The 22,920-nt window shown below is 38.8% G+C and carries 32 protein-coding genes; 3 read left to right on the top strand and 29 right to left on the bottom strand.

Annotation, left to right across the window (positions count from 1 at the left end; genetic code table 11):
• Positions 1-194: hypothetical protein (locus J3U35_RS05030; RefSeq protein ID WP_267359938.1), on the top strand; the 194-nt coding region annotated here is incomplete at its 5' end.
• Positions 195-300: 106 nt separating this feature from the next.
• Here J3U35_RS05030 and J3U35_RS11570 read toward each other — a convergent pair.
• The 26 genes from J3U35_RS11570 to J3U35_RS05150 form a co-directional block, all read right to left on the bottom strand.
• Complete coding sequence (locus tag J3U35_RS11570; protein WP_416380678.1) at positions 301-510, bottom strand: ogr/Delta-like zinc finger family protein; 210 nt, start codon at positions 508-510, stop codon at positions 301-303.
• Positions 511-602: 92 nt separating this feature from the next.
• Positions 603-1,652 carry a phage late control D family protein gene (locus J3U35_RS05035; protein ID WP_267359940.1) on the bottom strand — a complete coding sequence of 350 codons (1,050 nt, stop codon included), beginning with the start codon at positions 1,650-1,652 and terminating at the stop codon, positions 603-605.
• On the bottom strand, positions 1,649-2,065 hold the full coding sequence (locus tag J3U35_RS05040) for a phage tail protein (RefSeq protein ID WP_267359942.1): 417 nt from the start codon (positions 2,063-2,065) through the stop codon (positions 1,649-1,651). Before J3U35_RS05040 ends, J3U35_RS05035 begins: the two co-directional genes overlap by 4 nt.
• Positions 2,065-5,433 (bottom strand): phage tail tape measure protein, encoded by a 3,369-nt coding sequence (locus J3U35_RS05045; protein ID WP_267359944.1) that lies wholly within the window; start codon positions 5,431-5,433, stop codon positions 2,065-2,067. Before J3U35_RS05045 ends, J3U35_RS05040 begins: the two co-directional genes overlap by 1 nt.
• Complete coding sequence (locus tag J3U35_RS05050; protein WP_416380680.1) at positions 5,426-5,590, bottom strand: GpE family phage tail protein; 165 nt, start codon at positions 5,588-5,590, stop codon at positions 5,426-5,428. The genes J3U35_RS05045 and J3U35_RS05050 overlap by 8 nt, the downstream gene beginning before the upstream one ends.
• The gene (locus J3U35_RS05055; protein ID WP_267359946.1) at positions 5,554-5,853 is read right to left on the bottom strand and encodes a phage tail assembly protein; all 300 of its coding nucleotides are present in this window, start codon (positions 5,851-5,853) and stop codon (positions 5,554-5,556) included. Before J3U35_RS05055 ends, J3U35_RS05050 begins: the two co-directional genes overlap by 37 nt.
• A gap of 49 nt (positions 5,854-5,902) precedes the next feature.
• Entirely contained in the window at positions 5,903-6,415 is a 513-nt protein-coding gene (locus J3U35_RS05060; RefSeq protein WP_267359948.1) for a phage major tail tube protein, read from the bottom strand.
• Between the two features lie 15 nt (positions 6,416-6,430).
• Entirely contained in the window at positions 6,431-7,606 is a 1,176-nt protein-coding gene (locus J3U35_RS05065; RefSeq protein ID WP_267359950.1) for a phage tail sheath protein, read from the bottom strand.
• Between the two features lie 97 nt (positions 7,607-7,703).
• Positions 7,704-8,096: a tail fiber assembly protein gene (locus tag J3U35_RS05070; RefSeq protein ID WP_267359952.1), complete on the bottom strand. Its 393-nt coding sequence runs from the start codon at positions 8,094-8,096 to the stop codon at positions 7,704-7,706.
• Positions 8,097-8,100: 4 nt separating this feature from the next.
• Positions 8,101-9,150, bottom strand: coding sequence for a phage tail protein (locus tag J3U35_RS05075; protein ID WP_267359954.1), 1,050 nt, complete (start codon positions 9,148-9,150; stop codon positions 8,101-8,103).
• Positions 9,151-9,152: 2 nt separating this feature from the next.
• Entirely contained in the window at positions 9,153-9,836 is a 684-nt protein-coding gene (locus tag J3U35_RS05080; protein WP_267359955.1) for a phage tail protein I, read from the bottom strand.
• Positions 9,826-10,737 (bottom strand): baseplate assembly protein, encoded by a 912-nt coding sequence (locus tag J3U35_RS05085; protein WP_267359957.1) that lies wholly within the window; start codon positions 10,735-10,737, stop codon positions 9,826-9,828. Before J3U35_RS05085 ends, J3U35_RS05080 begins: the two co-directional genes overlap by 11 nt.
• Entirely contained in the window at positions 10,725-11,078 is a 354-nt protein-coding gene (locus tag J3U35_RS05090) for a GPW/gp25 family protein (protein ID WP_267359959.1), read from the bottom strand. The genes J3U35_RS05085 and J3U35_RS05090 overlap by 13 nt, the downstream gene beginning before the upstream one ends.
• The gene (locus J3U35_RS05095) at positions 11,078-11,743 is read right to left on the bottom strand and encodes a phage baseplate assembly protein V (protein WP_267359961.1); all 666 of its coding nucleotides are present in this window, start codon (positions 11,741-11,743) and stop codon (positions 11,078-11,080) included. Before J3U35_RS05095 ends, J3U35_RS05090 begins: the two co-directional genes overlap by 1 nt.
• 33 nt (positions 11,744-11,776) lie before the next feature.
• Positions 11,777-12,238 (bottom strand): phage virion morphogenesis protein, encoded by a 462-nt coding sequence (locus J3U35_RS05100; protein WP_267359963.1) that lies wholly within the window; start codon positions 12,236-12,238, stop codon positions 11,777-11,779.
• A complete protein-coding gene (locus tag J3U35_RS05105) occupies positions 12,223-12,669 on the bottom strand; it encodes a phage tail protein (protein WP_267359965.1) in 447 nt (148 codons plus the stop codon). The genes J3U35_RS05100 and J3U35_RS05105 overlap by 16 nt, the downstream gene beginning before the upstream one ends.
• Entirely contained in the window at positions 12,629-12,892 is a 264-nt protein-coding gene (gene lysC / locus J3U35_RS11575; RefSeq protein ID WP_416380681.1) for an Rz1-like lysis system protein LysC, read from the bottom strand. Before lysC ends, J3U35_RS05105 begins: the two co-directional genes overlap by 41 nt.
• Positions 12,777-13,223 (bottom strand): hypothetical protein, encoded by a 447-nt coding sequence (locus tag J3U35_RS05110; RefSeq protein WP_267359967.1) that lies wholly within the window; start codon positions 13,221-13,223, stop codon positions 12,777-12,779. The genes lysC and J3U35_RS05110 overlap by 116 nt, the downstream gene beginning before the upstream one ends.
• Positions 13,201-13,788, bottom strand: coding sequence for an N-acetylmuramidase family protein (locus J3U35_RS05115; protein ID WP_267359969.1), 588 nt, complete (start codon positions 13,786-13,788; stop codon positions 13,201-13,203). Before J3U35_RS05115 ends, J3U35_RS05110 begins: the two co-directional genes overlap by 23 nt.
• The gene (locus J3U35_RS05120; protein ID WP_267359971.1) at positions 13,788-14,087 is read right to left on the bottom strand and encodes a phage holin family protein; all 300 of its coding nucleotides are present in this window, start codon (positions 14,085-14,087) and stop codon (positions 13,788-13,790) included. Before J3U35_RS05120 ends, J3U35_RS05115 begins: the two co-directional genes overlap by 1 nt.
• A complete protein-coding gene (locus J3U35_RS05125) occupies positions 14,084-14,461 on the bottom strand; it encodes a putative holin (RefSeq protein WP_267359972.1) in 378 nt (125 codons plus the stop codon). The genes J3U35_RS05120 and J3U35_RS05125 overlap by 4 nt, the downstream gene beginning before the upstream one ends.
• A gap of 4 nt (positions 14,462-14,465) precedes the next feature.
• Positions 14,466-14,669 (bottom strand): tail protein X, encoded by a 204-nt coding sequence (locus J3U35_RS05130; protein WP_267359974.1) that lies wholly within the window; start codon positions 14,667-14,669, stop codon positions 14,466-14,468.
• Positions 14,669-15,139, bottom strand: a complete 471-nt coding sequence (locus J3U35_RS05135) for a head completion/stabilization protein (RefSeq protein ID WP_267359976.1) — start codon at positions 15,137-15,139, stop codon at positions 14,669-14,671. Before J3U35_RS05135 ends, J3U35_RS05130 begins: the two co-directional genes overlap by 1 nt.
• A 93-nt stretch (positions 15,140-15,232) precedes the next feature.
• Entirely contained in the window at positions 15,233-15,880 is a 648-nt protein-coding gene (gpM, locus tag J3U35_RS05140) for a phage terminase small subunit (RefSeq protein ID WP_267359978.1), read from the bottom strand.
• A gap of 11 nt (positions 15,881-15,891) precedes the next feature.
• Entirely contained in the window at positions 15,892-16,902 is a 1,011-nt protein-coding gene (locus J3U35_RS05145) for a phage major capsid protein, P2 family (RefSeq protein WP_267359980.1), read from the bottom strand.
• Positions 16,903-16,959: 57 nt separating this feature from the next.
• Positions 16,960-17,796, bottom strand: coding sequence for a GPO family capsid scaffolding protein (locus J3U35_RS05150; protein WP_267359982.1), 837 nt, complete (start codon positions 17,794-17,796; stop codon positions 16,960-16,962).
• Positions 17,797-17,949: 153 nt separating this feature from the next.
• Here J3U35_RS05150 and J3U35_RS05155 point away from each other — a divergent pair, with 153 nt between their 5' ends.
• Positions 17,950-19,731 (top strand): terminase large subunit domain-containing protein, encoded by a 1,782-nt coding sequence (locus J3U35_RS05155; protein WP_267359983.1) that lies wholly within the window; start codon positions 17,950-17,952, stop codon positions 19,729-19,731.
• Between the two features lie 2 nt (positions 19,732-19,733).
• Positions 19,734-20,750 carry a phage portal protein gene (locus J3U35_RS05160; RefSeq protein WP_267359985.1) on the top strand — a complete coding sequence of 339 codons (1,017 nt, stop codon included), beginning with the start codon at positions 19,734-19,736 and terminating at the stop codon, positions 20,748-20,750.
• A gap of 361 nt (positions 20,751-21,111) precedes the next feature.
• On the opposite strand, the gene J3U35_RS05165 is transcribed toward J3U35_RS05160, so the two are convergent.
• The 3 genes from J3U35_RS05165 to J3U35_RS05175 form a co-directional block, all read right to left on the bottom strand.
• Positions 21,112-21,723: a hypothetical protein gene (locus J3U35_RS05165; RefSeq protein WP_267359987.1), complete on the bottom strand. Its 612-nt coding sequence runs from the start codon at positions 21,721-21,723 to the stop codon at positions 21,112-21,114.
• A gap of 30 nt (positions 21,724-21,753) precedes the next feature.
• Positions 21,754-22,311 (bottom strand): toll/interleukin-1 receptor domain-containing protein, encoded by a 558-nt coding sequence (locus J3U35_RS05170; RefSeq protein ID WP_267359989.1) that lies wholly within the window; start codon positions 22,309-22,311, stop codon positions 21,754-21,756.
• A gap of 191 nt (positions 22,312-22,502) precedes the next feature.
• Positions 22,503-22,685, bottom strand: coding sequence for a hypothetical protein (locus J3U35_RS05175; protein ID WP_267359991.1), 183 nt, complete (start codon positions 22,683-22,685; stop codon positions 22,503-22,505).
• Positions 22,686-22,920: the final 235 nt, after the last annotated feature.

Consider the following 22,920-nt stretch of genomic DNA (forward strand, 5'->3'; position numbering starts at 1 on the left):
GGTGGAATAATGGCATGGCATTATCAAAAGCTGAAATACAAAAACGCAGTGATGAGAAAAGAGGAGTAAAATCAAAAGGGTACAAGCTGTCGATTGAAACTATCGAAATGATTGCAACGTTAAGCAAGAGTACTGGCACGGCGCAGGGCACAATTATCGAAGAAGCAATAAAGTTATATAAAGACAAACTATAAAAGCCCGCAATTGCAGGCAGGTGAGAGCACAATGTTTATTATTTTGCAATTACTGTTTAGAAATAAAATTATTGGCATTGAATGGCGGAATATACCGCCATTAATTTTATGCCGCATGATTGCGACTTGATAATGGGATGTGTACAGTCGGATCGGGAATTGCGCTAGGCACGATAGTTACTGAAACCGATTGCAGAACTACAAATGTGTGACTGCAATTAATGTTGGTGCATTGCCGGTATTGTTTGCGTGTTAGTGGGCTCAGCTCCTCGCTGGTTCTAATTGTGGTTTTGGATTTGCAGTGTGGACATTTCATTGATAACCTCTTTAGCTGTGTGATTACTGGACTAAATTAATAGTAATTTTATCATAAATTCACTATTATTCAAAGTGTTATTTGTTCTGAATTTAATTTTCATGCTCTTCGGGTTTTTCGTCGTCGTCCAGTTTTATTTCGAGTTCAACATATGTTGTATAACCGCTGTTTGTATCTAGATTATGTACACATCGCGTTATTGTCCATAGAGTTGAATCAATTTGACGCTTGAACCCCTCGACGGCGCACGGCATTTCGGGATAAATATCGGGACGACCCTCTGCCAGATTAATACTGAATTGAGACGCGCCGCGTTGCAACTTATACCATTCGTTACGCGCTGCACGTAATGCATTTTGTTTTGATGAATAGGTGTGTCTCAATATTTTAATATTCCCGTCAGCACCAACAAGCACGTCACTATGATTCATCTTGGTTTTTCGCGCCCCCGTCCTGTGTCTATTTGGTGTACGGTAATTTATCCAATAAGCACGCACGCCTGTGTACGCGTTTCTATCAGCGATTGAGAACCGATGCTGATCGCCTAGTTTACGAGTTATTGTAGTAGCAGGGATTAGCTGCCCAGTAACAGTTTTGGCTGCACCCCTTTTGAAAATAATCAGCATTCCATTTTTTAGCGAGGCCGCAGCATCGACATCATTACATAGACGCGTTAAAAATGATGCATCAGATTCATTGGTTTGGTCGATGTGTGTGATATATTCCGCTGAAACATCGTTATCGATTTTACATTCAATGTTGTGTCGTTTTGCTATCTCTGCAGCAATAGCTCCCAGCGTTGTGTTACCATAACTATTTTCCCGTCGCTCATTTAACGAATCTCTGAGATTGGCACTGCTGCCCCTAATTGATAGTATGTCAGGTGTTCCTGAGTGTTCACATTCATCAATTGTAAATAGATTTTGTAAAATGACATTGTCATTTAACCAGCCCAGTGATACCGCGAGCTGCACACCTCGTCGCGGCAGTTCCAGCGAACCGTCACTATCATCCAATTCAATAGAAATGGTATCTGCGTCTAATCCTCTATTATCAGTAATCCGCATTGATATAATACGATTTTCAAAATTTTTCGTGATGTCCTGATCATCGATTGCAATAGTATATACTGGCTGTTTCATATCATTCCTATAATATCAGCATAGGGCACCCAACCAGGCGGATCAGTTTTAGTTAACGATATAATAAATTCAATTTTACGAGGTGTACCGTCCCGAAAAAATTCTGTTTTTGTTTTTTTTAAATTTGTCATAACATAAAAACCCAATGGAATACCCGTTCCGTCGATTAACGGCCACGACGCCCCTAAATCCGCCATGCGTTCTAATATAGCCAAACTCAAACGCCCGCCTGTCAATTCCGGATACAGGATACCGGATAATGTCATTGTTTCATTATCACGCCCAATAAATTGTAATGCTGAACGCTGATTTACTCGCGAATTAGCAGGGAATCGCCAATCCTTATTTTCCTCAATGGATTGAAAGGGCACGGTTTTTAATTCAAAAACAAATAATCCATAACACATCATCATTAGTCTATATCCCTCAAACTGGCTCTAAACTGAGCGGATCGACTGCGTTCGCGTCGATCAATTTCGTTGACAACACAACGAGCCAGATCCTGCTCGTTGATTCCGTGCGCAGCGTTAATAGTAATATAATATTGCGGAGAACTGCTCATTGCTGCAGGTGACAGCGGTCGTCGTTTATCAATGACAATGCTGTTAGAGAATTGCGAATTAGCACCATTAACAAGTCGCCACAATTGCTCAATGGAACTAACGGCCGAATCCTGATTATTATCGATACCTTTGACATAACCATCAATTGTATAACCGCCGAATTTGGCAAACAATTTAGACGGTGAATGTATATCTAATGTGTTTTTAAATCCTCCGCTGATGCGTTTCCCTAATTGATTCATCGACGAATATGCATGGTTTTGATTATGCTCGATACCGTGTATATAACCGTCAATTGTATAACCGCCGAATTTAGCAAATAATTTAGACGGTGAATGTATATCTAATGTTTTTTTAAACCAATTACTGATATTTTCACCCAGTTCGGTTATAGTTTTTTTTGCATCATCCCATTTATTATTTATCCCCACATTCAGCCCATCAACAAGGTTGGAACCAATTTGAGTAAATTTATTCCAGATTCCGTTTTCGCCAGTGAAAACCCCCTCAATTTTTCCAGGCAGTTCACGCATTTTATCAGGAATAGTCAAAATAAATTTAATCACGTCCGCGACAATATTATATAATTTTTTAAAAAGTCGGGTCAGAGTTCTCACCACGTTACCAACAGATCTACCAAACGATCTCCCGGCGTCACGGGCGCCTGTAAACTCTGTTTTAGTGTGGTCGATAGGCTGGAGTAAATCATTAAACCATTGGATCAAATCTTCGATTTTTTTACCTATTATTCCAAATACATTCCCTACAGTCCTGGCAACAGGCGTTAAAAACGCAAACTCGTTGGAAATATTGGTCAATGATTCATTTAAACCATCCCAAAAACCAATAAAAAAATCGCTAATTGGTTGCCAACATTTAAATATCAATGCCCCGATATTTATAACTAATTGTACCAACGGTTTAAAAATTTTTATCAACAATTTGATTGCGTCACCAATTCGTCGGCCGAATGATTCGCCTGCGCTCTCTGTCGATTTGAGTTTACTCCGGGTTAATTCAACAGGTTTTAATAGATCGTCAAACCATCCAATCAATTTACTGATTTGACGACCTAACCATCTAAATGCATTGCCAATTGATGTTAAAATAGGTTTTAAAAATGAAAACCGTGATTGAGTTGAAGATAAAGACTTGCCGAGCCCTCGCCAAAAACCAATAAAAAACGCACTCAACGGCTGCCAATATTTATAGATGAGAGATCCAGCTGTAATGATCCAACCAATAGGACCCAGCGCCAGCCCCGCTCCTCTGGCTGCCAAACCAAAGAACCGAAGCAAACCTCCTTTAAGCCCTTTGCTGAACAAACCAAAAAGCGAACCAAATTTTTTAAACGGTAATCCAGCAAAACCAATACCGGCAAACACGAGTTTTTTAGGTGATCTACCAATAGCTAGCAACGATTTTCCGATAGTTTTTAATATTGATCCTGTTTTTTTACCAGGCAGAACAAACGATAGCAGGGAACTAGAAAATGAACGAATCCCCCTTTTAGCAACATTTGTCTTTATAAATAGGCTACCAAATGACAACCCCAGTCGCGCTAATATAAATCTAGTCATTAACATAGGACCAAAAACACTCATCAATACTATTGCAAACGCACCAAATGCCGTCGTAATAGCTGCCAATCCAACGCCGATCATGACGAGCGCCTTACTTAATGCAGGGTGTTTTTTTAAAAACTCACCAACACTATGTAGGAATTTAGTCAACCCCTGCACAGTAGAACGGAGCCAGTCACTGTTTTTTTCAAATAGTTCTACGCTGATATTTTCGAACGCGGCATGGAGCATTGTCATATCACCAGCTAAATTATCCAGCTTTGTTTTTGCGACTCTGGACGCCTCACCATCATACTCTCCTGGATCCCCTCGCATTTTCCGCAAAAATCCTGTTGACGATTGGGACAGCAAAACCTCAAACCCGGTTAAACCAATTTGTCCAGCAATTTGTTTATTTATTTGAGCTCGTTGTATATTACCCATATGCTGGGTGGCATCTGATATTTCAGACATAATATCAATGACATCACGCATATTGCCGTTTTTGTCCGCAACTTTAACGCCCAGTTTTGCTACTGCATTTGACGCGCCGAGACGCACTAAAATTTGACGCAATGTTGTGCCAGCTTGACTTCCCTGAATTCCTGCATTACCCATCACTGCGGTTAGTGTTGAAATGGTTTCTAGGCTCTGCCCAAATGCAGCTCCAACTCCTGCACTATATTTTAGGGACTCACCTAACTTTGGAATATCGACGTTATTGCGAGTGAACATTGCTGTTAAAACATCAGCGACGTGATCCATTTTTTCCGCAGGTAATCCCATTGCCATTTGAATGTTTGATGCAATATCTGCAGTGGTACCAAGATCAACATCACCAGCGGCGGATAGATTCAGCATGCCGGGCATGGCTTTTAAGATTTGATCCGGGTTATATCCCGTTCTACCTAAGAAATATTGTCCTTGAGCAATTTCGCTATCGGTAAATTTAGAGACTAATGGCAATTCTCGTGCTTGTTTTCGTAGTGCTATCATACGAGGATCGTTTTTGTCATCAATTCTTGTTACTGCTTGGGTTGCACTCATGCTGGCATCAAATTCGTAGCCAACATGCAGCAGGTTTTTCAAGCCTCTTGCTACTGTTCGCCCAGTTGATAGGGCACCATAGCCAACACCGCCGAGTATAGCAACTCTTTGCATGCCGGTGTCGTATTTTGATCGAGCTTGGTTTATTTTTTGTTGATGATGGTTAAGTTGTTTTAGTCGTTCGGACTGTTGGCTAATGCTTTGATTGGTGCTAGTTATTTGATTTTTTAGTGTAACTTGATGTTGTGCTAAATTTTTAGTATTAATACCTGATTGTTGTAATTCTGCACGTAATGGCGTTAATTTATCTTTTAATTTTTTGGTTTCTGCCGTTGCTTTATTAAATTCGCGTTGCAGTTCCTTTGTTGGTGTAGATGTGTTTTTTAGTTCAAGTGCCAATGACTTAGCTTTATTTTTTGCATCTTCAAACTTTTTTTTTAGCTGAATGAAACCATCCACATTTTTTTGAATGTTGCTCAGCTGGTTTAATTGATTTCGTGTGTCTTTTAATTGCTGAGCTAATCCTTTAGCACCACTTATAACGTTGCGAAGCGGTCGGCTTATGTTGTCGACACCTTTCAAATTAACGTTTAATTGTAAATTATTCATCAGTTGAACCGCTTCTTAGGCGGGCTTGTTCCCGCCATTCCATTAGTTCGGATAATGTAAACTCATACAGAGCAGATGGTTGCCAATGAAATATTGAAGCAATATCTGCTATAGCATCTTCTACTCGGCTGGGGATTCCATTGTCGCACTGTTCGATGTCTCTGACAAAAAACCAGCTATTACCCGGGTTATTTCTGACAGATCGATCAAATCCAGCGTATAAACCTCATGTTCTGCGATTGAGGGGGTTGTAATACGCGGCAGGACTTTTGCTAATGAATCAATATCTAGTTCGATAAAATCGACCAATTTAATTCCGCGCAAATCTCCTGTTAATGGTTTTCTAATTGATAATTCGCTAATAATTGATTTGCCTGATTTTAGTCCTGATTTTAGTTTAATTTGTTGTGCAGCATTCATAATTTAATCTCATAATATATTTAGTAATTAGTAATAGTGACAGTTAATTTTAAATTCCGATGGCCTGACGAGCCCGTTCTAATCGATCTATGCCACCAATTTTATCAATCATGTTTATAAAATCGATTTCTGCAACGTCCTCATTATCAATCGTTTCTTTATAATACGTGCAATGGGTAGTTATTTTTGTTGAATTGCTTTCGCCCTGTTTCAGTTCACCTCGGTCTTGCTCTTTGTGGCGGCCAGTCAGAATAATTTCAACCTTTATAAAATCCTCACTGTCGTCCTTTTGATAGGCGCCCGCAAAACGGAGAGACACTCCATTCAATAATCCACCATGTTGCTTTAATATTTCATATGCTAATCCACCAATTGACCATTCAGCAACCAGCGCATCATCGTCATAGCCTAGATCAATTGGAGCAGATCCCGGCATACCACCACCTCGGAAATTCTCTAATTTCCTAGTTAATTTTGGCGGTGTGAACGACTCAACCTCACCAATATACGACGTTCCATTAACGTAAATGTTAAAAAATTTTAGCTTTTTGGGTAATGCCATAATTATTTCCTCGAATTAATTAGCTGCTATGGAGTTAGCCAGATCAATTAGGTATTTATCAGTGATACGTTGGCGTAACATTAAATTTTCGAGAGGAGGCACAGGGGTATAATCATAATCGATATACAATTTACCCGCCTTCAAAATGTCGGGCGTGTTGGCCTCAGGATCAAACCATGCGTGACCATCAATAATATATCCGTTCGATTTGAGTTCCCGAAATTTATTGTTGATTGACTCGATCAGATCCTGCACTAATGACGCATGCATAGGCGCGTCAACTAGCGCGAATTGAGCCTCAGCTATCGTATCAGCCAAAACCTGTGCTGTTCGCGTATAATTTTCAAACGCAAATAAACTATCAGCGGAACATGTACGCGAACCCCAAAATCGATATCCCTGATTACAAATTAACGTTGTGACCTCGTGCTCATTTAGATAATTTGAATCAGAACTTTCTTCTTGCAAATCCCAAAACACATCACACGAAATACCTGTAACACCATTAACCGCAATATTTGATATAGTTTTATGCCAGCCGATTTTTTGGTCAATCTGAGCTCGCAAACCAATTGCACGGGCTGTTGCTGCCAGTGTAACGTTTTGTTTTTGCGTTGTATCAAAACCAACAAAATCTGGCCAAATAACCATGGCCTCACGGGCACCGAGTTGGTTGCGGTATAAAACGGCATCCTCCTTTGTTTTGGCACCGAATGCGGAAACATAACAAAATGCGCGTAACCGTTGGGCAATAGAGATTAATGCGGTTGCAACTGGCAGCGAATCGTAACCTGGAACCCCCAAAATACGGGGTTTGACCCGTAACTGAGACTGAGCAGAAAGCAGCGCTTTCATACCAGTGTATTTACCGTCACTGGTCGTAGTGCCAACGATATTGGCAGTTGTTTCAGCGTCTGTTGTGCCCGTTTCAACGCGTACAACAACAATAACTGGAGAACACTGATCTGCAATTGCGGTCAGTGTCTGATTCAATGTACCCTGTGAGCCTGCGTGTCCGATTGCAGTATTGACGTTAGTAATTAATATAGGGGTATTGAGCGGGAAAAAATTTTCATCAGCATCGTCACCCGTACACACAATACCAATAACAGCCGTTGAAACTGTTCTGATTGAGCGGGCACCCTCGTTGATTTCGATAACTCGGACGCCGTGATGATAGTCGTTGGGCATGTTTACTCCATGAATTGCTAAATTATGTATTAAGATAGTTACATATTGATATTTTGTGCGTTAGCCGTTCAGTTTGTAAATTTGAGTTTTACAAGTCTTAAACCGGTTTTAGCGGCCATGATACGTCGCACTGTTCAGTATCAACACGCATTAATAACACTCGGTATTTTTTCCATTCCCTCAGTCGATCAGCATCGCCAGGTTCGAGCATGTCTAGCTCGATAGCATCCTGTAAAATAGATATATTTTGATTAGCATCAACCAATAATTTTTGTTGAACAGATTTATTTTTCGTAATTATATCGTCGCTGGTCATTGCCAGTTCAACCGCAATTGGATACCCCAGCTCATTAGGTTGTACAATCATACCGCGTGATTGTTTCGTTAGTAGCTCAGCATGATATTCAGGGGGGATTTCAATTGAATTTTTTGGAATTTCATTAATATTAGAATCAAAAAAGCCATTAACGCCAGAATTATAATATATCATTTCATTATCTCCCGATTGCTATTATTTGTACAAATGAATCATGAAATTCATCCGAAATCTTGCCCCAGATCTTAACTGTTGAATTTGAATGAGGGAGTGCGTTTGTGGTGTGACAACCTGCTGCTCCGTCACTAGATAATGCGATATAAAATTCAGACGGAAATGATATCGGCAATGTAACAACTGTTCCATTAACTCCGTGCACTGCGTGATATTGAGCGGTAAATCGTTGAATAATTAAACCATCTGCTCGGCGTAAAATTGTCGTATTGCCGTTGATCTCGTAGGTATAATCGCTGGTTGTTATCAGCCCGGCGCCATTGAAAACCGGACGATGTTTAAATTCGGTTGTTGCAGTGACTTGATAGGCGTCATTATCATTCCACGGTTTTAACGCCGGTAGGGCACAAATATCATCAGCAGTTAAACAACCAATTGAATCATGAACGCGTTTTATTGCTAATGATGTTGCTGCACGTGTTTCATCATTTGAATCTATTTCGGAGCTGAGCTGAACGATCCCGGCAGTTTGAGTTGTTGCTAATGGATGATTAATAGATAATTCATGATTGTTTATTTTTTCTGTAATTAACTCGTCAACATAACTACGAGTAGCCAATACGACAGATGGATCGATTTTTAACTCAACTGAATCAATATTATCAATAATAATAATCATTCTAATGATCTGAGTGCGCCCACTGCCCTCGGCCAATCTCGGCTTATACGTTGACGGGCAATTGCCGACGGCAATCAACCGTCCCTGATCATCAAATAATCCGATCTCATGGATAAACCATCCGCCTTCATTTTCGGGTATCACCTGTTCGGCAATAATTTGATTGTGGTTATTTTTATCCACTGACAACGAATTTATTGCAGCTCGGCGAACCTCATGAATCAGCGCGGTTTGTGTGGCCATGGGTTTAGGTATTGATCCGTTTCCATCACCAACTGCCATGCTGGTTAATTTTAAAGGAGTACCCAGCGCTGTAGCATTAGCTAATAGCTCAGCACCCAGTTTTGTTAGTATAGTAAAGTATGTTTGACTCATGATTATATTCTCATTGTATCGGTAAAATGAATAGCTACACCCAAACAGCACTTGGATGAAGAGGTAACAGAATCGTTGATATATGGATAAATGCTAATTGTATTAAATGAATGAATTGCTACACCAAAATGACGATTAGATGCTGTTGTAATTACTTCGCTTACATACGGGTATATATTCATTATATTGCCGTCATAATTGCATGCTCCAATTGGTGTATTGCTGTTTGTTACTAAATGAAGAGACAGCCCCGACAAATGACGAGCAACAGGTTTAATATCGTCAATTATGCGGACAAGTTCATTATAAGATTCATTAGTGATGCCTGTATTTAACACGCCAATTTCAAGAGAAAATGTGCCAGGAGTCTGATCATTTTCCCACCATTCAACCAGATCAATTAAGTATCCAAATGAACTAACTGCTCGGCGAATGGCCTCTTTAGTTCCTTTGTATTGGTGAATTTCGAATGCCTCCGCGACAACCTTACGCTTAATTTGTTCTGTCCAATTTTCATCCCAATAATCAACACTGTATTGCCATGCTAAATACGGCAATAGCTCATAGGGGCATGTTTGAGGATTCCATAAAGAACGTAAAAGAATTGGGAAATCGCAAACCATGGCTTGAGATAAATTTTTTTCTAGTTTTGTTGATGAGGGTGGCAACAAGGTTTTATTTATCATAGCCGGCAACCTCAATTTGATAATCAGAACAATAACTTGCTTGCTCGCGATTAATTAACACGTCTTGACCAGGTTCTATTAGTTCAACACGTTGAACACCAGGAACATGTAGGGCGGATATGATTGCGCTGCGACTAATTCGTCGGCCTATACGATGCTTTTCTGATATATAATCCTGTAAGTTATTTAGCGCTGCCTTTTTAATCGGTTCAGATTCGGGGCCGGAGTATAAAAACAGTTTAGCGTTTATCTTATATTCGATTAATTCAACTGATTTTACTGTTACACGATCTGCAACTGGGCGTCGATAATCGTCATTAACCGCTTTTTCAACAATGTTAATTAGTTCGTCTGACGCTTCGCCGTTATTATCACGCGACAATATCGCCAGTGTCACACATGCCGGGGATGGACTCTCGGCTGCAGCATCTAGTACTCGACCGTCAGCGCTGCGAGCATAAAACTCATAGGCCGCTCTCGGCCCAGCGACGGATAATCCTTCAAATGCTGCATGGATGCGCAATCTAAAATCAGCATCAGATTCCCTGATCTCCTTTATTGCAGGTGTGACGCTGTCATCTGCATGTTGAATAATTAACCGGTAGACGTGGAAGTTGGCGCCTAAATTATCTAAATCACCCCCTTTCGCGTGAGCAATCATTAGCGCATGAGACGCCTCATTAATACGTTGGCGGATAATTAACTCATAATAAGTGCTTTCTTGTAACAATTTAACGATCGGCTCACTCTCATATTGTAATGTTTTTGCGACTTCTTCTTGCTCATCAATTGCGTAAAGGGATATAAACTTCTGTTTACGCTGTGCCAGCAGCGCTTCAAAGTCTAGCAGCTCGATAATATCGGGCGCGGGTAATTTTGATAAATCAGTTAACGTGGCCATGCAGCGATCTCTATGTCACTAGTAAAAGTTTGGTTGGGTTTATCTGTACGTGAGCCAGTAATTTGCATTGTCAGCTTTTCCTTATTGTTATAAAGTTCAACAGCATCGAGCTTAATTCGTGGCTCCCATTGATTCAGCGCCATAACTGTAGCTGAAATAACACGCAGTCTCGTAGCGTCAGTGTTTGGATTATCTAATAATAGAAACAAAAATGACCCGTAGTCCCGGCGTTCAACTCGTGATCCAATTGGCGTTGTTAAAATATCTTTGACTGACTGATTGATGTGATCCATGTCAGTGATTGTGCGGCCGTTTTGACAATTCATTCCAGCATAGCTCATTATTGAGGTCCTCCAGTTAAATCGCCACCCGCCTTGACTCCATTATGTTTATGTTTATCAAGAACAACTCCGTTAGATGACAACTCGCCTTGTTTATGGATCACGTTTCCTGTTAATACACCAGTATTACCGCTAGCACTGCCACCTGTTGCGCTAAATGATTTGAATACCACATGCTCACTACATACAACAAGCGGTGTATCAAGATGGATTTTGGCACCAGCTTTAGCAGTGATTTGTTCGCTTGCCTCAATAACTGCAGTTTTGATGCCTTTTATGGTTAAACTGCTATTTTTGGGTTCGTATTCAAATGTCGCACCGTCTGGGAATTCGACAAAGTAACCATCTCCAGAGGTTGAAGGCGCAGGGTTGGCATTGCAATAAAGACTTGGTAAAACGCAACCAAGCTCAATGTTCCCGTTGGGACTTAATATAAAAACCTGTTCACCGATAGAGGGGCGCCACCAGGTTCGGCTTTTACCTGCACGGTGAGTAAACCACGGCAACCAATCAGTAACCAGATTCCCGGTACGAACTTTTACCCGATCGCCTTTTGTTTGACAAACAACGCCTTGGCGGATCAGGTTCTCAATTTTTCGTAATACATCGACTAGGTCGGCAGGGTGATAATTTTGCATGACATTATCATCAAGATTAAACGACAAACAATAAAGCGCTCTGAGTTGTAAATTGAATTTTTACAACTTGCGGGCGAGGTGATTAATTGTGATTTGTTCAATCATTTTACAATCATTTTGATTGATACCTAACAACCTGCGAGATGGATAATTAACAGTCCAACTATTATTTATATTTACTCTGTCTCGTAGTCCGTAATGATGAATTCGAGCGATACGGGATACTGAGTTGATGAATTTAACTGTTGCGCTATTGCTATTTGCTGATGTTCGTAAAAATTTTGTTGTTCGAAGCTTTGTGAACATTTTACGTTTGATTTTCCCCGCTTTTTTGCGGAATTTTTGCGACTTCCTCGGTTCAAAATTCGTCCCGTCGGGTTGCTGTTGCGCGATAATCCTTTTGCGTTGGCTTTCGCATAGTTTTGTTGCTATTTCGCGAGCTAATTTTGCTCGATTAACATTATTTAATTGAGTCAGTATACCGTTAGCATAATCATGTAATTTGTTTAGTTCGTCGGCCATATTTCGTTAACCCATTCTGGACGCATATCGATCGGCGGTTCGTCAGTAATGTGTTTGTATTCAAGCCCATTCGAACCTTTTTTAACAATTACGCGTTCGGTTAATTTTAATTCTATGCTGATATCGGCTGTATTATTGTTTAATTGCTCAATCTCAAATTTAATGGCGCCTTTTCTTAATTCTGGGTTCGCCATAAATTCTTGCTGGTTAATATACATCCAACTAACGATAGGAACCATTAAATAGTCAATGGGCTGATCGTAATCTGTAATAATTAAATTAACGTTATACTCATACTCATAGCTCAACGAGGTTGCCGCGGTGGCGGTTACGTTCCCATCATCGACAAAAACATGGAGCTTGTCGGGGTTGGTTTTAATAAACAGATTATTATTTTCCAGTATTTCGCGTAACCGCTTTATCTTTTTCATGTTGTTCCTGTTGGCATTGGTAAATTGCATCGACTTGTAACGCACATTCAAACCAAGCTGTCAAAATTAGTTGATTATCATCAATTAGTGATCTGTTTTGCTTTAAATTATTTGCCGGAAGGTAACACTGTGTTACGGTCGGACAACCAATTTTGATAATCCGCACCTCCCTTGATGGCGGGGCGTTCGTACAACCGCTTAACTGTATCAGGCAAATTATTATTAGACCAAATACGCAATTGTTCATTTTCATTTATGAGTTCCTCGATCTGTTGTTGATGCTGGCGATTTAACATATCAACCGCATGAAATTGATTTTTTTGTTCTTTCAGTTTTTGTTCATTTACATAGTGCTGATCACTAAGTTCAAGCAACTCATTGTTTTTATAATCAATGATTTCGATTAACTCTTGCTTATCATTCTGCAATTGTAGATTATTAGTTTGTAATTGCTTGTTTTTAGTGCTTAATAATTGATCTCGTAAATAGCCAAACGACAAACAAAGTAGCAATAGTAACCATGGTAACAATTTACTTTTTAGTAGATTTTGCATAGTTTTCGTATGCCTCTTTAAGTTTTGAGTCATAGTTATTTTTTTTATAAGCTGGACCGTTGTAAAGTTTGGCAAATGTTGAAAAATCTTTGTCTTTCATTGCTTGTAATAGCTTGCAGTTTGATTTATGAGCAACAAAACGGTAAAACGCATCTAATTGCATTTCCTCGCTTTCTGTCATCTGTTGTTCAAATTGCTGCGCTGATTCATAGCCAAGCAGTTGCCAGTGGAACCCCATAATCTGAAATAAGCCCCAACTAGCACTTTCAATTGCAGAATCCATATCAATTTGCTTGGCCATAGTTAGCCGATAGTTTTCACGAGCACCACCTAAATAACCACCAGCGGCGGGATTGATTAGATCAGGATAAGTAGTTGATAATTTTTCTATATCAAAACCACGCTTTTTAAGTTGGCGGTAAAAGACATGCCTTTCAAATAGAATTACCGGTAAACCATTTTTGATACCCGATGATCGTGCTTCAATTTTTGTGACCGCCTGCACCATAGCCAGTTCAACTCCTAGCTTATTAGCCACATTTTGCAAATGTTCCGTTGTTACCATTATTTATTTAACCTCTTATGATGCTGATGTTGATTAGGAGAACGGCAAAGCGTGCAAAGCGTGCCAATGTTGCCTTTGCTTTTTAAAAAGCAGATCAGCAGTGCTATATTCATAACTACTTGGGCGCAGTAAGCACGGTTTAATAAACCGAAAGATGAGAATAAAAATACTGATGCACTTGATGTAATCATTAGCCATGCTAGCCAGCTATATTTGGCTTTGTATTGGCAATTTTCACGATTAAATGTAAATAATCGAATAGCAATTAATAAACAAAGAAAAGCGTTAAGGGTTATCATGATTTCCCCCCTTTAAATTTGTTGAATAAATCAGTTGGATTATCAAAACTTTTGATTAACCATAGTAGTAGCTTGACACTTACCGCCGAAGCCACTAATGCACCAAGTCCAAGCGGTACTTTTGTTTGAATATTTGACGGGAAAAAGGGGAGTAATAAATATAATGTTATTTCGGCTAGCAACATTCCTATCGCAAAAGATATAAAAAATAAAACAATCCGCCGAAGCACTGAGATCTGTTCTTCACTAATCACCAGTAAAATTGATCCACAAAGCGCACCTAAAATAATGCCGTTTTCGACATTTGGATAAATTATTGATATTGAAAACGCACTAATAACTGCCGTGAACGTTGTTGTAGTTGGTTCTGTCATTCCATTAATCCCATAAGTTTAATCGTTTTTTTTCTGACTCTGGCACGGTTTCCGGCACATTTAATGCGGTACCCATTGGGAGCATTGCTGGCAGTTCGCATAATGTTGGGTTGTTTTGATAAATAATTTCAACAATCCCTTTAGTTTTGCCAAAAACTCGATACGCTAATGCGTCAACGGTTTCATTTTGCATTGCATAGATAATCATTAAATCAATTCCATGGTTGATCGTGATTTGCCCAAGATGTCACGAATTGCATAACGTGCATTGCGGTATAAGTTGCCGACACTTTCGATGTTAGGCTCAATGTCACCTTTGGCTTTTGCGGTTGCATCAAAATTAATATACTGTTCATTCAATAATGCATTTGCCCATGAATAAACCGCATGTTTGTATAAAATTAAATATCTTGATTCACCATTAATTAGCTCGTCATTTAAATCGTTAATTGTTGTAATGCCTGCCGATTGCTTTGCTAGTCGCCAGCTATATAAATCGTCATTTACCGCGATAATTGCACTGGCAATTGCGGTTTTTAGCCGTTCGGTTGTGACGGTGCCGTCTAATCGCTGAGTTTTTCGAACATCATTAATATTAATTGCTGGGAAAAACGAAATATTACTGATTTCGAGACCCTCAGTTTCGTTAGCGATTGCGATAGCCGTAAAGTCGTTCATAATTTACCTTTGTTGATCGGCGGTGGACAAAGGCGCCAACATGTAAAATACATCTGTTACCTTTGTGCCGCCGAGGTGTGAGGGTTCACCCGGTTAAGAATTAGTTTCGCTTGTAGCTTTTTCTAATTCCTTTATTGTTGTTTTCACTCCGCAACCGTCGTCAAGCTCAAGCGCTCGTTTCAAGTAAAATAAGGCTTGTTCTGGTTGTGTTTCTTTTAACACATAGCCAACAGCTTTATTAAATTTTGCACGGACCTCATCGAACATATCTTTATCAGCCACTAATTCGGCAAATTTAAGCAAAACATCAGCGTTAACTGTTTGCTTATTGCTAATTTGTGCTAGCGTTGTATTGGCCAATTCTTCGGTAATTAGTGTAGCGGTTTGGCGTTGGTACTCATCAGGTGTAACCCAATTGTGCTTTAATGCGTGTTCAGCAAGCGGGTAGGCAAGCTCAAATTGTTTAGTGTCAATCATCCATACCATTAGACGCATAAATACATCATCTTGCTGAGCATTATCAGACTTAAGCACGCCGTTAATCCAATCCATATATTCGGGAATAAGTTGCTTTTTAAGCTCAATCTTTGCTTCCGTTGATTGGAATTTTTTTAAACGAACACGATCGTTATTTAGCTTGGCTAGCATCATTTCATAAGCATTTGATGCAGCCTGATTTTCCGCATTACGCTCTTGTTGAGCGTAATGTTTTTGTAAAAAATTTTGTGCTGGTGATGCCATTTGCCCCCCCCTTATTTAACTTCGATGTTTTCAATTAAACAACCCGCGTCATAACGTTCGACTACAAAAGCCTCATTAGCAGATTGAAAATCCTCAACGCGATCGCGTTTTGGGTTGTCGATAATTTGACGGCGTGCGGTTCCATTTTGAACATAAAGAGATAAATTGCTAAATGAAGTGATCAGCATCGCACCTTTTGGAAAGTACGGGACTCGGTAGGCTGGTAATTCTCCAATTGATTTAGTAGCAAGTAAAATCTGCCCAGCTACTTTTTCGGTGTTTTTATCTGCATTGTTGGCAATCGGGAAGTATTTATCATGGAGTAAGCCACGGCCGCAAATGACTACTAGATCGGTATCTTCTGAATAGACAGGATCGATCAGGTTTTCTACTGCATCGTAGACTAAAGCATCGAGGTTTTTATAATCACCGCTACTTGTTGCAACGATAATTTTACCCGGAGTTACATCCCCCGTGTTCATTACGCGCTCTGGCGCATCTTCTCGATAATGTTGTAGCCAACCTTTATTTACATCTTGCAACATAGGATTAGTGGTTTTATTTGATGTGGCAGATCGCTTTATACCATTAAAACCGATCATGATGCGATCTAGGGCTTTTTGTTTGATTAACGCATCACGTAAGATTATTTGGAAATTTGGTTTATGACGCCATGCATCTAATTTAGCGTAGCGGATAGATGTGTCGTAGTTAGTTTGTTCGCAGCGATAACGGAACTTACTTAAGTCAGAAATGTCGGTAGCTTCACGTTCTTGGGATGTTGTGTCCGTTGTGCTGGCGGTGGTACCTGATACCCCGACACCTACTTTTTCGCCTTCTTGTGAATCGACAAACTCAAGATTAATCTTGCTTAAAAATTCAGATGATTGCTGAGTGCGCCTTTCAAGAGTCTGGTTTACCTCTGGATCAACGGCAAAGCTTTCGCTAGCATCATCAACACCATTCAACATGGCAATGCGTTTTTTGTATCCGTTAAACTGTTTGCGTGTATCGTTTCTCATTATTGGGTTCCTAATTCTGTTAATCTGTATTAATTTATTAAATTGGCTTATAGCGCGTTAGCAATCGGTTTCAAAATCCATTGAACCACCGGTGGAAATAGGGCGCGATGTAGTTTCCGGAATGTTGCTTAATAATTCTGTTAACTCGTTATTTTTCTCTTTTACTTCTGTTAACTCATTAGTTAACTCAGTAATTTTGGATTCAAGAGTTGTAAAGCGATTAACTGTTGCAGTTGCTAATTCTTCAATTGTTTCGCCGAGTTTCACAAATTTGGATAAGTCATTTTCTGATTTTGTTTTGAATAAGCCAGTTATGCGATCTAATATCGTGCTAAATGCGGCATCATTTTGTGAGTCCATTTCTTCAAATTCGATCGCTGTTTCTTCAGCTGCAGTAAATAAGTTATTAGGTGATTGTTTACGACTTGTTAATGGATTTACTGTAGCGTTAGCACTAAATTCTAAAAATTCGGTACCAAGGCTGGCTGGATCATCAGTAACAGCTAGACCAACAAGATAGGCCTCGCCGGTGTCGGCGAATTCAGGGTTAACTTCAATTGATGAATAAACCTTTTGCTTTAATTTGTTAAGGCGAATAAGATCGTCTGTAGGTTCAATTTGTGCAAATAGCGCTAATTTTCCAGCTAATGGACCGGTTTTAATTTCTTCCGCCTGTAAAGCTAAAACGTCGCCATAACGCTTAAACTGGCCATCTGGTGAATAACCTTTGATATGTTCAAGATTAACACGCGCGCCGTAAACATCTGGACTATAATTTTTTACCATTTGCTCAATCCATACACGTTGGATCTTGCGTCCGTCTGTTGTTGCCCCCTCAACTGCAACCCTAAACCATTTTGATTTATATTTTTTTTGCTTAACTTCTTTGCTCATTTGTTGACCTTTTTGTGATGGATGTTTTTACTTATGTTGAATTGACATAGAAAAGAGAGCAATTTGCGCAAGTTGTGGATTTTAATTTCACAATTTACGCAAGCATAAAAAATCCAAAATGGTGGGTAAATTGACGTTACAAAAGGAGAATACATGGAAAACGTCAATTTATTAGATCATTTAATTAGTGATAATACCGACCCAAGAAAAGCGGCCAGATCGCTATATTGGGCTGGGTATCGTATTAGCCGTATTTCTGAACTGTTGAATGAAAATATTAATACCATTCATAGCTGGAAACGCCGAGACAAATGGGATGATTCGTCCGTCTTGGATCGGGTTAATGGCGTTCTTGAAGCACAACTTATTCACTTGGTTATTAAACCAAATAAAGAGGGGCGCGACTTTAAAGAAATCGATCTACTTAGCCGCCAGCTAGAACGAACGGCCAGAATTGAAAAATACCAAAACGGCGGTAACGAAACCGATCTAAATCCCAATATTGCCAATCGTAATGCCAAACCGAAGCAGAAACCAAAAACCAATTTATTAACCGATGAACAAATAGAAAAGTTGAATGATATTTTTAACGACGGATTATATGAACATCAACGAATATGGTACCGCGCAGGACTAACAAACCGTATACGCAATATTAATAAATCAAGGCAGATTGGGGCTACCATGTATTTTTCGCATGAGGGCGCAATTGATGCGATTAACACCGGACGTGATCAAATATATCTATCAGCATCGAAAGCGCAAGCATTCCAATCCCGGCAATATATTGTAGATTTTTTCCATGGTGTAGATATTGATCTAAAAGGTGATGTGATTCATTTTCCACATAATGACGCGCGTATTCGATTTTTAGGCACAAACTCAAAAACAGCACAAAGCTATCATGGTAACGTTTATCTTGATGAATATTTTTGGATCAGCCGCTTTTTAGAATTTAGAAAAGTCGCGTCAGCAATGGCAAGTCAAAAACGTTGGCGCCAAACTTATTTATCAACGCCATCAAGTATCACACATGAGGCCTACAAATTTTGGACAGGACAACTATTCAATAAAGGGCGACGTAAAGAAGATCGGATCAGTATTGACATATCTCACAACGCATTAAAAAACGGCGTGGTCTGTGCCGATGGGCAATGGAGGCAGATTGTTACTATTGAAGATGCGGAGCGTTTAGGCTTTGATTTATTTGATATAAATCAACTTAAAATGGAATACAGCCCCGATGAATTTGCTAACCTGTTTTTATGCCAATTTATTGACGATTCCGCTTCAGTATTTCCGCTTTCGAGCTTGCAACCTTGCATGATCGACTCGTGGGACATATGGTCCGATTATAAACCTTTTGCATTGCGGCCCCTTGGCGAGCGCCCTGTATGGATTGGTTACGATCCATCACATACCGGCGATAGTGCAGGGTGTGTAGTTGTTTCACCGCCATTGGTTGAGGGTGGTAAATTCCGAGTAATAGAAAAACACCAATGGGCGGGAATGGACTTTGCGGCACAAGCCGACGCAATTCGCAAAATGACAGAACGTTATAACGTTACCTACATCGGCATAGATGCCACTGGGCTGGGTGAGGGTGTTTATCAGTTAGTTAAGCAGTTTTACCCCGCGGCGGTGGCATTCAAATATTCAATTGAAATTAAACAAAGATTAATTTTAAAAATGCAGGACGTGATCAGACGTCAGCGTCTAGAGTTTGATGCTGGGTGGACTGATCTAGCTCAATCATTTATGGCTATCAGAAAGGCATTAACGCCCAGCCAAAGATTTGTTACATATGTTGCCGACCGCAATGATGAAATTTCACACGCAGATATAGCGTGGGCAACTATGCACGCAATTTATAACGAGCCGCTAGAAAGTTTAGGCGGTGCTAACAGTAATAGTGGTTTTATGGGAGTATTTTAATAATGACCGATTTAAAAAAAAATGATGACAATATAGCGTGTTTTAGTTTTGGAGAAAGTGAGCCTCTTTCCAGCGCTAAAGATCTGCTGAACTATTTACAATGTATTGAGTGTGGTAAGTGGTATGAACCCCATATTAATTTTAATACACTGGCAAATACATTTGGGGCATCATCGTCATATCATAGCAGCCCAATATTTGTAAAAAGAAATATATTAACAAGTACTTTTATACCTCATAAATATTTGACACGTTTTAATTTTGAAAGGATAGTTCATGATTTCCTGATTTTTGGTAATTGCTATCTGGAAAAACGATCTAATATGTTAAAACAAGCGACTGGGCTATTACCAACGTTAGCGAAATATACTCGGCGTGGGGTTGATACTGATAGATATTATTATATAAATTCTAGCAAATACGCAAATATTGAAAATCTATACGAGGAACACGAATTTAAAAAGAATTCCATTTTTCATCTGTTATTACCGAATGAAAACCAAGAAATCTACGGATCCCCGGAATATTTATCCGCAATCAATTCCATATGGCTGGATAATTCGGCCACGGTGTTTCGTCAGCGTTATTATAAAAACGGCTCGCACGCAGGGTTCATCTTGTATTTATCTAACCCATCACATAATGAAAAAGATATAGAAGAATTAAAAAAGGCTCTACAAAATAGTAGAGGTCCGGGCAACTTCCGTAATTTGTTAATGTATGCACCGAACGGTAAACCAGACGGATTAAAGCTAATCCCTGTTGGAGAAGTTGCAGCTAAAGATAATTTTGCCGATATCAAATCAGTTAGCCAAGATGACATTTTGACTGCGCACCGGGTACCACCGTCATTAATGGGTATCACTCCAAAAAATACCGGTGGATTTGGTGACCCTGAAAAAGCATCTAAGGTATTTGCACGCAACGAGATTAAACCTCTCCAGGATAGATTTTTACAACTGAATGACTGGATGGGCGAGGAAATTATAAGATTTAATACATACAAACTCGAAGAATAATAAATATAATAATAAGCTCAAAGCCTCAAAGCCCGAAAGGGCTTTTATTTTAAAAATAAACTTAATCCTTTCTATAAAGCCCATAGCAAAGCTATAAAAAAATAATACCATTCCTATTGCATTTATCTTATTAACAGCTCTATTTATTTAATATTGAATATAACCACCTATTTTGTTGATGGGTGAGCGTATTATAGGCGAAATATCGCGGTTGAAACCCCACCTCACCCGCGCACTAAAAGTGTCGCAAATTGTGCATAATTGCAAAAGTAAAAGAAAAAGCCCGGATATAAGGGCTTTAAGCTAATATGATCCTTTTTAAATCTTGCATTTTCGTGCAGTATAGGTGTGCAATGAAAAATTATGAATTTTTAAAAGAATTACTGTGAATATTATATAGCATTTTGGATAATTCTTTACAAAGGCAATAATATTCAACAGCCTCTTTCATTGTAGCTAAAGGACTGTTTTTATCATGTGTTAACTCATTTCTGCGATCAATAAGTGTTTTAATTTTTGTAATGTCATCTATGGAAAGATGACTCTCCCAAAATTTGAGCTTTTTTTTATTATAGGGACCATTGAAAGACACTAGGAATTGTTTATATAATTCAAATAATTCAATTATAGCTAATTTAGCAATTACAGGTTCAACCCTAGAATTGTGTTTATTTTTTTGTGGTGATAAAGGGACTTTATATCCTCCGTTCTCTTCTTGTTTTGGAGAGTCACCTAAAACTAAATAGCCAGCCATGGCAAATTCTTTACTAATTCTTAAGCAATATGGATGTTCGTGATTAATTTGTTCTAAATTTGCTCCAGCAGAAAGATAAGGTCCTTCTTCAGTCCATGCCGCATTATCATTGCCTAAATTTCCCCAATCCAACATCTTTTCTGCTGAACGAGCATTATCATAGACAAAACAAGCCTCTAGAATAGCTTCACCTAAATCTTGAATATGTTGTTCAATCATTGTTCGACTCTTTAAATTATAAGATAAAAATTATTCAACCGATTCTAAAAACAGTGACGGGAAATCAATATTTTTTGCATTAATTTTAAGTTTTTTAGCAATATGATTAATTATTTTTTTCTCGTCAGGCAATCCGTCTTTATCAAGAAACTGCTTAGAACTTGAATAAAAATCCGCATTAGAATAATATTCTTTTGCAATTTTTAATTGCTTATCACTTAATTGCTGATCAGTTGACATAACTTCCCATATTTTATTATTACATTGTGTACCTGAATTACCGCAGCCATCACTATAATAATTAACTCGGGCAAAGTAAAAACCAGTGCCTTTAGCTTCAGGAAAGGGCATTAAAAATACTGACACCACTTTAGCGCCGGTCTTTGACGAATAATCCGTAGCAGCAATTTTTGCGGTATCAACTCGTTGTTGGAGGTTTTTTGTTTCTGGAGAAACGATAAAAATCTGGGCACGTGACCTACTGGCAAATGATGTATCATTTTCTGAAATAATCTCATATTGTTTAATTTCACTTGCAAAACAAAAAGGGATTAAAAAGATCGTTAGACTTAAAAATAATTTTTTCATACACACTCCTATAACATTATTTCAATAGTTTAATTAAATAGTAATTAATCAATTATAGAGCGGTGACAAATTTACACAAGTTTATCTATTGATAATCTTGTAAGTGAAATTTAGAATCGATAGGAGGCTGGTTCGGACAAACACTTATTTGGCCAGCCGTGATATTAACCCACAACTGGCACTGGATGTGGTTAATCCGAGTTGATCGTGTTAGGTTTATGTTTAGTGTTTTTTTGTATTTTTAACAGAGATTCATGCAGTAGACACAATCCAATCTGAACGTCACGTTGAGATAATTCGGCATCAATCATCAACCTACTGATAAATTCTGCACGTTCTAATTTAATTTGATTTTTTAATTCAATATCACCCATTTGAGTAGCTCCTAATGAAAATTAATATACTGTAATTAAATACAGTATATTAATTTAAAACGAAATTTTCAAGCAAAAATTTTATTATGTTATTGATTTTTATATAAAACTATTTAGCGGTTTTAATCAGACGATAAATTTGTTCTATCAGTCAATTAGTGATACCCTATTAACGATATTATTAACTCATAGTAATATCACAGGGTGTGGTGACCCTGTTGATTATTTCCGTCGG

Origin of the sequence: Gilliamella sp. B2717 (assembly GCF_026536675.1) — a bacterium.
Lineage (GTDB): Bacteria > Pseudomonadota > Gammaproteobacteria > Enterobacterales > Orbaceae > Gilliamella > Gilliamella apicola_I.

Excerpts from the sequence above, each read along its gene's own strand:
- J3U35_RS11570 (WP_416380678.1), bottom strand. The coding sequence starts at position 510 with ATGAAATGTCCACACTGCAAATCCAAAACCACAATTAGAACCAGCGAG.
- J3U35_RS05035 (WP_267359940.1), bottom strand. The coding sequence starts at position 1,652 with ATGAAACAGCCAGTATATACTATTGCAATCGATGATCAGGACATCACG.
- J3U35_RS05040 (WP_267359942.1), bottom strand. The coding sequence starts at position 2,065 with ATGATGATGTGTTATGGATTATTTGTTTTTGAATTAAAAACCGTGCCC.
- J3U35_RS05045 (WP_267359944.1), bottom strand. The coding sequence starts at position 5,433 with ATGAATAATTTACAATTAAACGTTAATTTGAAAGGTGTCGACAACATA.
- J3U35_RS05055 (WP_267359946.1), bottom strand. The coding sequence starts at position 5,853 with ATGAATGCTGCACAACAAATTAAACTAAAATCAGGACTAAAATCAGGC.
- J3U35_RS05060 (WP_267359948.1), bottom strand. The coding sequence starts at position 6,415 with ATGGCATTACCCAAAAAGCTAAAATTTTTTAACATTTACGTTAATGGA.
- J3U35_RS05065 (WP_267359950.1), bottom strand. The coding sequence starts at position 7,606 with ATGCCCAACGACTATCATCACGGCGTCCGAGTTATCGAAATCAACGAG.
- J3U35_RS05070 (WP_267359952.1), bottom strand. The coding sequence starts at position 8,096 with ATGATATATTATAATTCTGGCGTTAATGGCTTTTTTGATTCTAATATT.
- J3U35_RS05075 (WP_267359954.1), bottom strand. The coding sequence starts at position 9,150 with ATGAGTCAAACATACTTTACTATACTAACAAAACTGGGTGCTGAGCTA.
- J3U35_RS05080 (WP_267359955.1), bottom strand. The coding sequence starts at position 9,836 with ATGATAAATAAAACCTTGTTGCCACCCTCATCAACAAAACTAGAAAAA.
- J3U35_RS05085 (WP_267359957.1), bottom strand. The coding sequence starts at position 10,737 with ATGGCCACGTTAACTGATTTATCAAAATTACCCGCGCCCGATATTATC.
- J3U35_RS05090 (WP_267359959.1), bottom strand. The coding sequence starts at position 11,078 with ATGAGCTATGCTGGAATGAATTGTCAAAACGGCCGCACAATCACTGAC.
- J3U35_RS05100 (WP_267359963.1), bottom strand. The coding sequence starts at position 12,238 with ATGGCCGACGAACTAAACAAATTACATGATTATGCTAACGGTATACTG.
- J3U35_RS05105 (WP_267359965.1), bottom strand. The coding sequence starts at position 12,669 with ATGAAAAAGATAAAGCGGTTACGCGAAATACTGGAAAATAATAATCTG.
- J3U35_RS05110 (WP_267359967.1), bottom strand. The coding sequence starts at position 13,223 with ATGCAAAATCTACTAAAAAGTAAATTGTTACCATGGTTACTATTGCTA.
- J3U35_RS05115 (WP_267359969.1), bottom strand. The coding sequence starts at position 13,788 with ATGGTAACAACGGAACATTTGCAAAATGTGGCTAATAAGCTAGGAGTT.
- J3U35_RS05120 (WP_267359971.1), bottom strand. The coding sequence starts at position 14,087 with ATGATAACCCTTAACGCTTTTCTTTGTTTATTAATTGCTATTCGATTA.
- J3U35_RS05125 (WP_267359972.1), bottom strand. The coding sequence starts at position 14,461 with ATGACAGAACCAACTACAACAACGTTCACGGCAGTTATTAGTGCGTTT.
- J3U35_RS05130 (WP_267359974.1), bottom strand. The coding sequence starts at position 14,669 with ATGATTATCTATGCAATGCAAAATGAAACCGTTGACGCATTAGCGTAT.
- J3U35_RS05135 (WP_267359976.1), bottom strand. The coding sequence starts at position 15,139 with ATGAACGACTTTACGGCTATCGCAATCGCTAACGAAACTGAGGGTCTC.
- gpM (WP_267359978.1), bottom strand. The coding sequence starts at position 15,880 with ATGGCATCACCAGCACAAAATTTTTTACAAAAACATTACGCTCAACAA.
- J3U35_RS05145 (WP_267359980.1), bottom strand. The coding sequence starts at position 16,902 with ATGAGAAACGATACACGCAAACAGTTTAACGGATACAAAAAACGCATT.
- J3U35_RS05150 (WP_267359982.1), bottom strand. The coding sequence starts at position 17,796 with ATGAGCAAAGAAGTTAAGCAAAAAAAATATAAATCAAAATGGTTTAGG.
- J3U35_RS05155 (WP_267359983.1), top strand. The coding sequence starts at position 17,950 with ATGGAAAACGTCAATTTATTAGATCATTTAATTAGTGATAATACCGAC.
- J3U35_RS05160 (WP_267359985.1), top strand. The coding sequence starts at position 19,734 with ATGACCGATTTAAAAAAAAATGATGACAATATAGCGTGTTTTAGTTTT.
- J3U35_RS05165 (WP_267359987.1), bottom strand. The coding sequence starts at position 21,723 with ATGATTGAACAACATATTCAAGATTTAGGTGAAGCTATTCTAGAGGCT.
- J3U35_RS05170 (WP_267359989.1), bottom strand. The coding sequence starts at position 22,311 with ATGAAAAAATTATTTTTAAGTCTAACGATCTTTTTAATCCCTTTTTGT.
- J3U35_RS05175 (WP_267359991.1), bottom strand. The coding sequence starts at position 22,685 with ATGGGTGATATTGAATTAAAAAATCAAATTAAATTAGAACGTGCAGAA.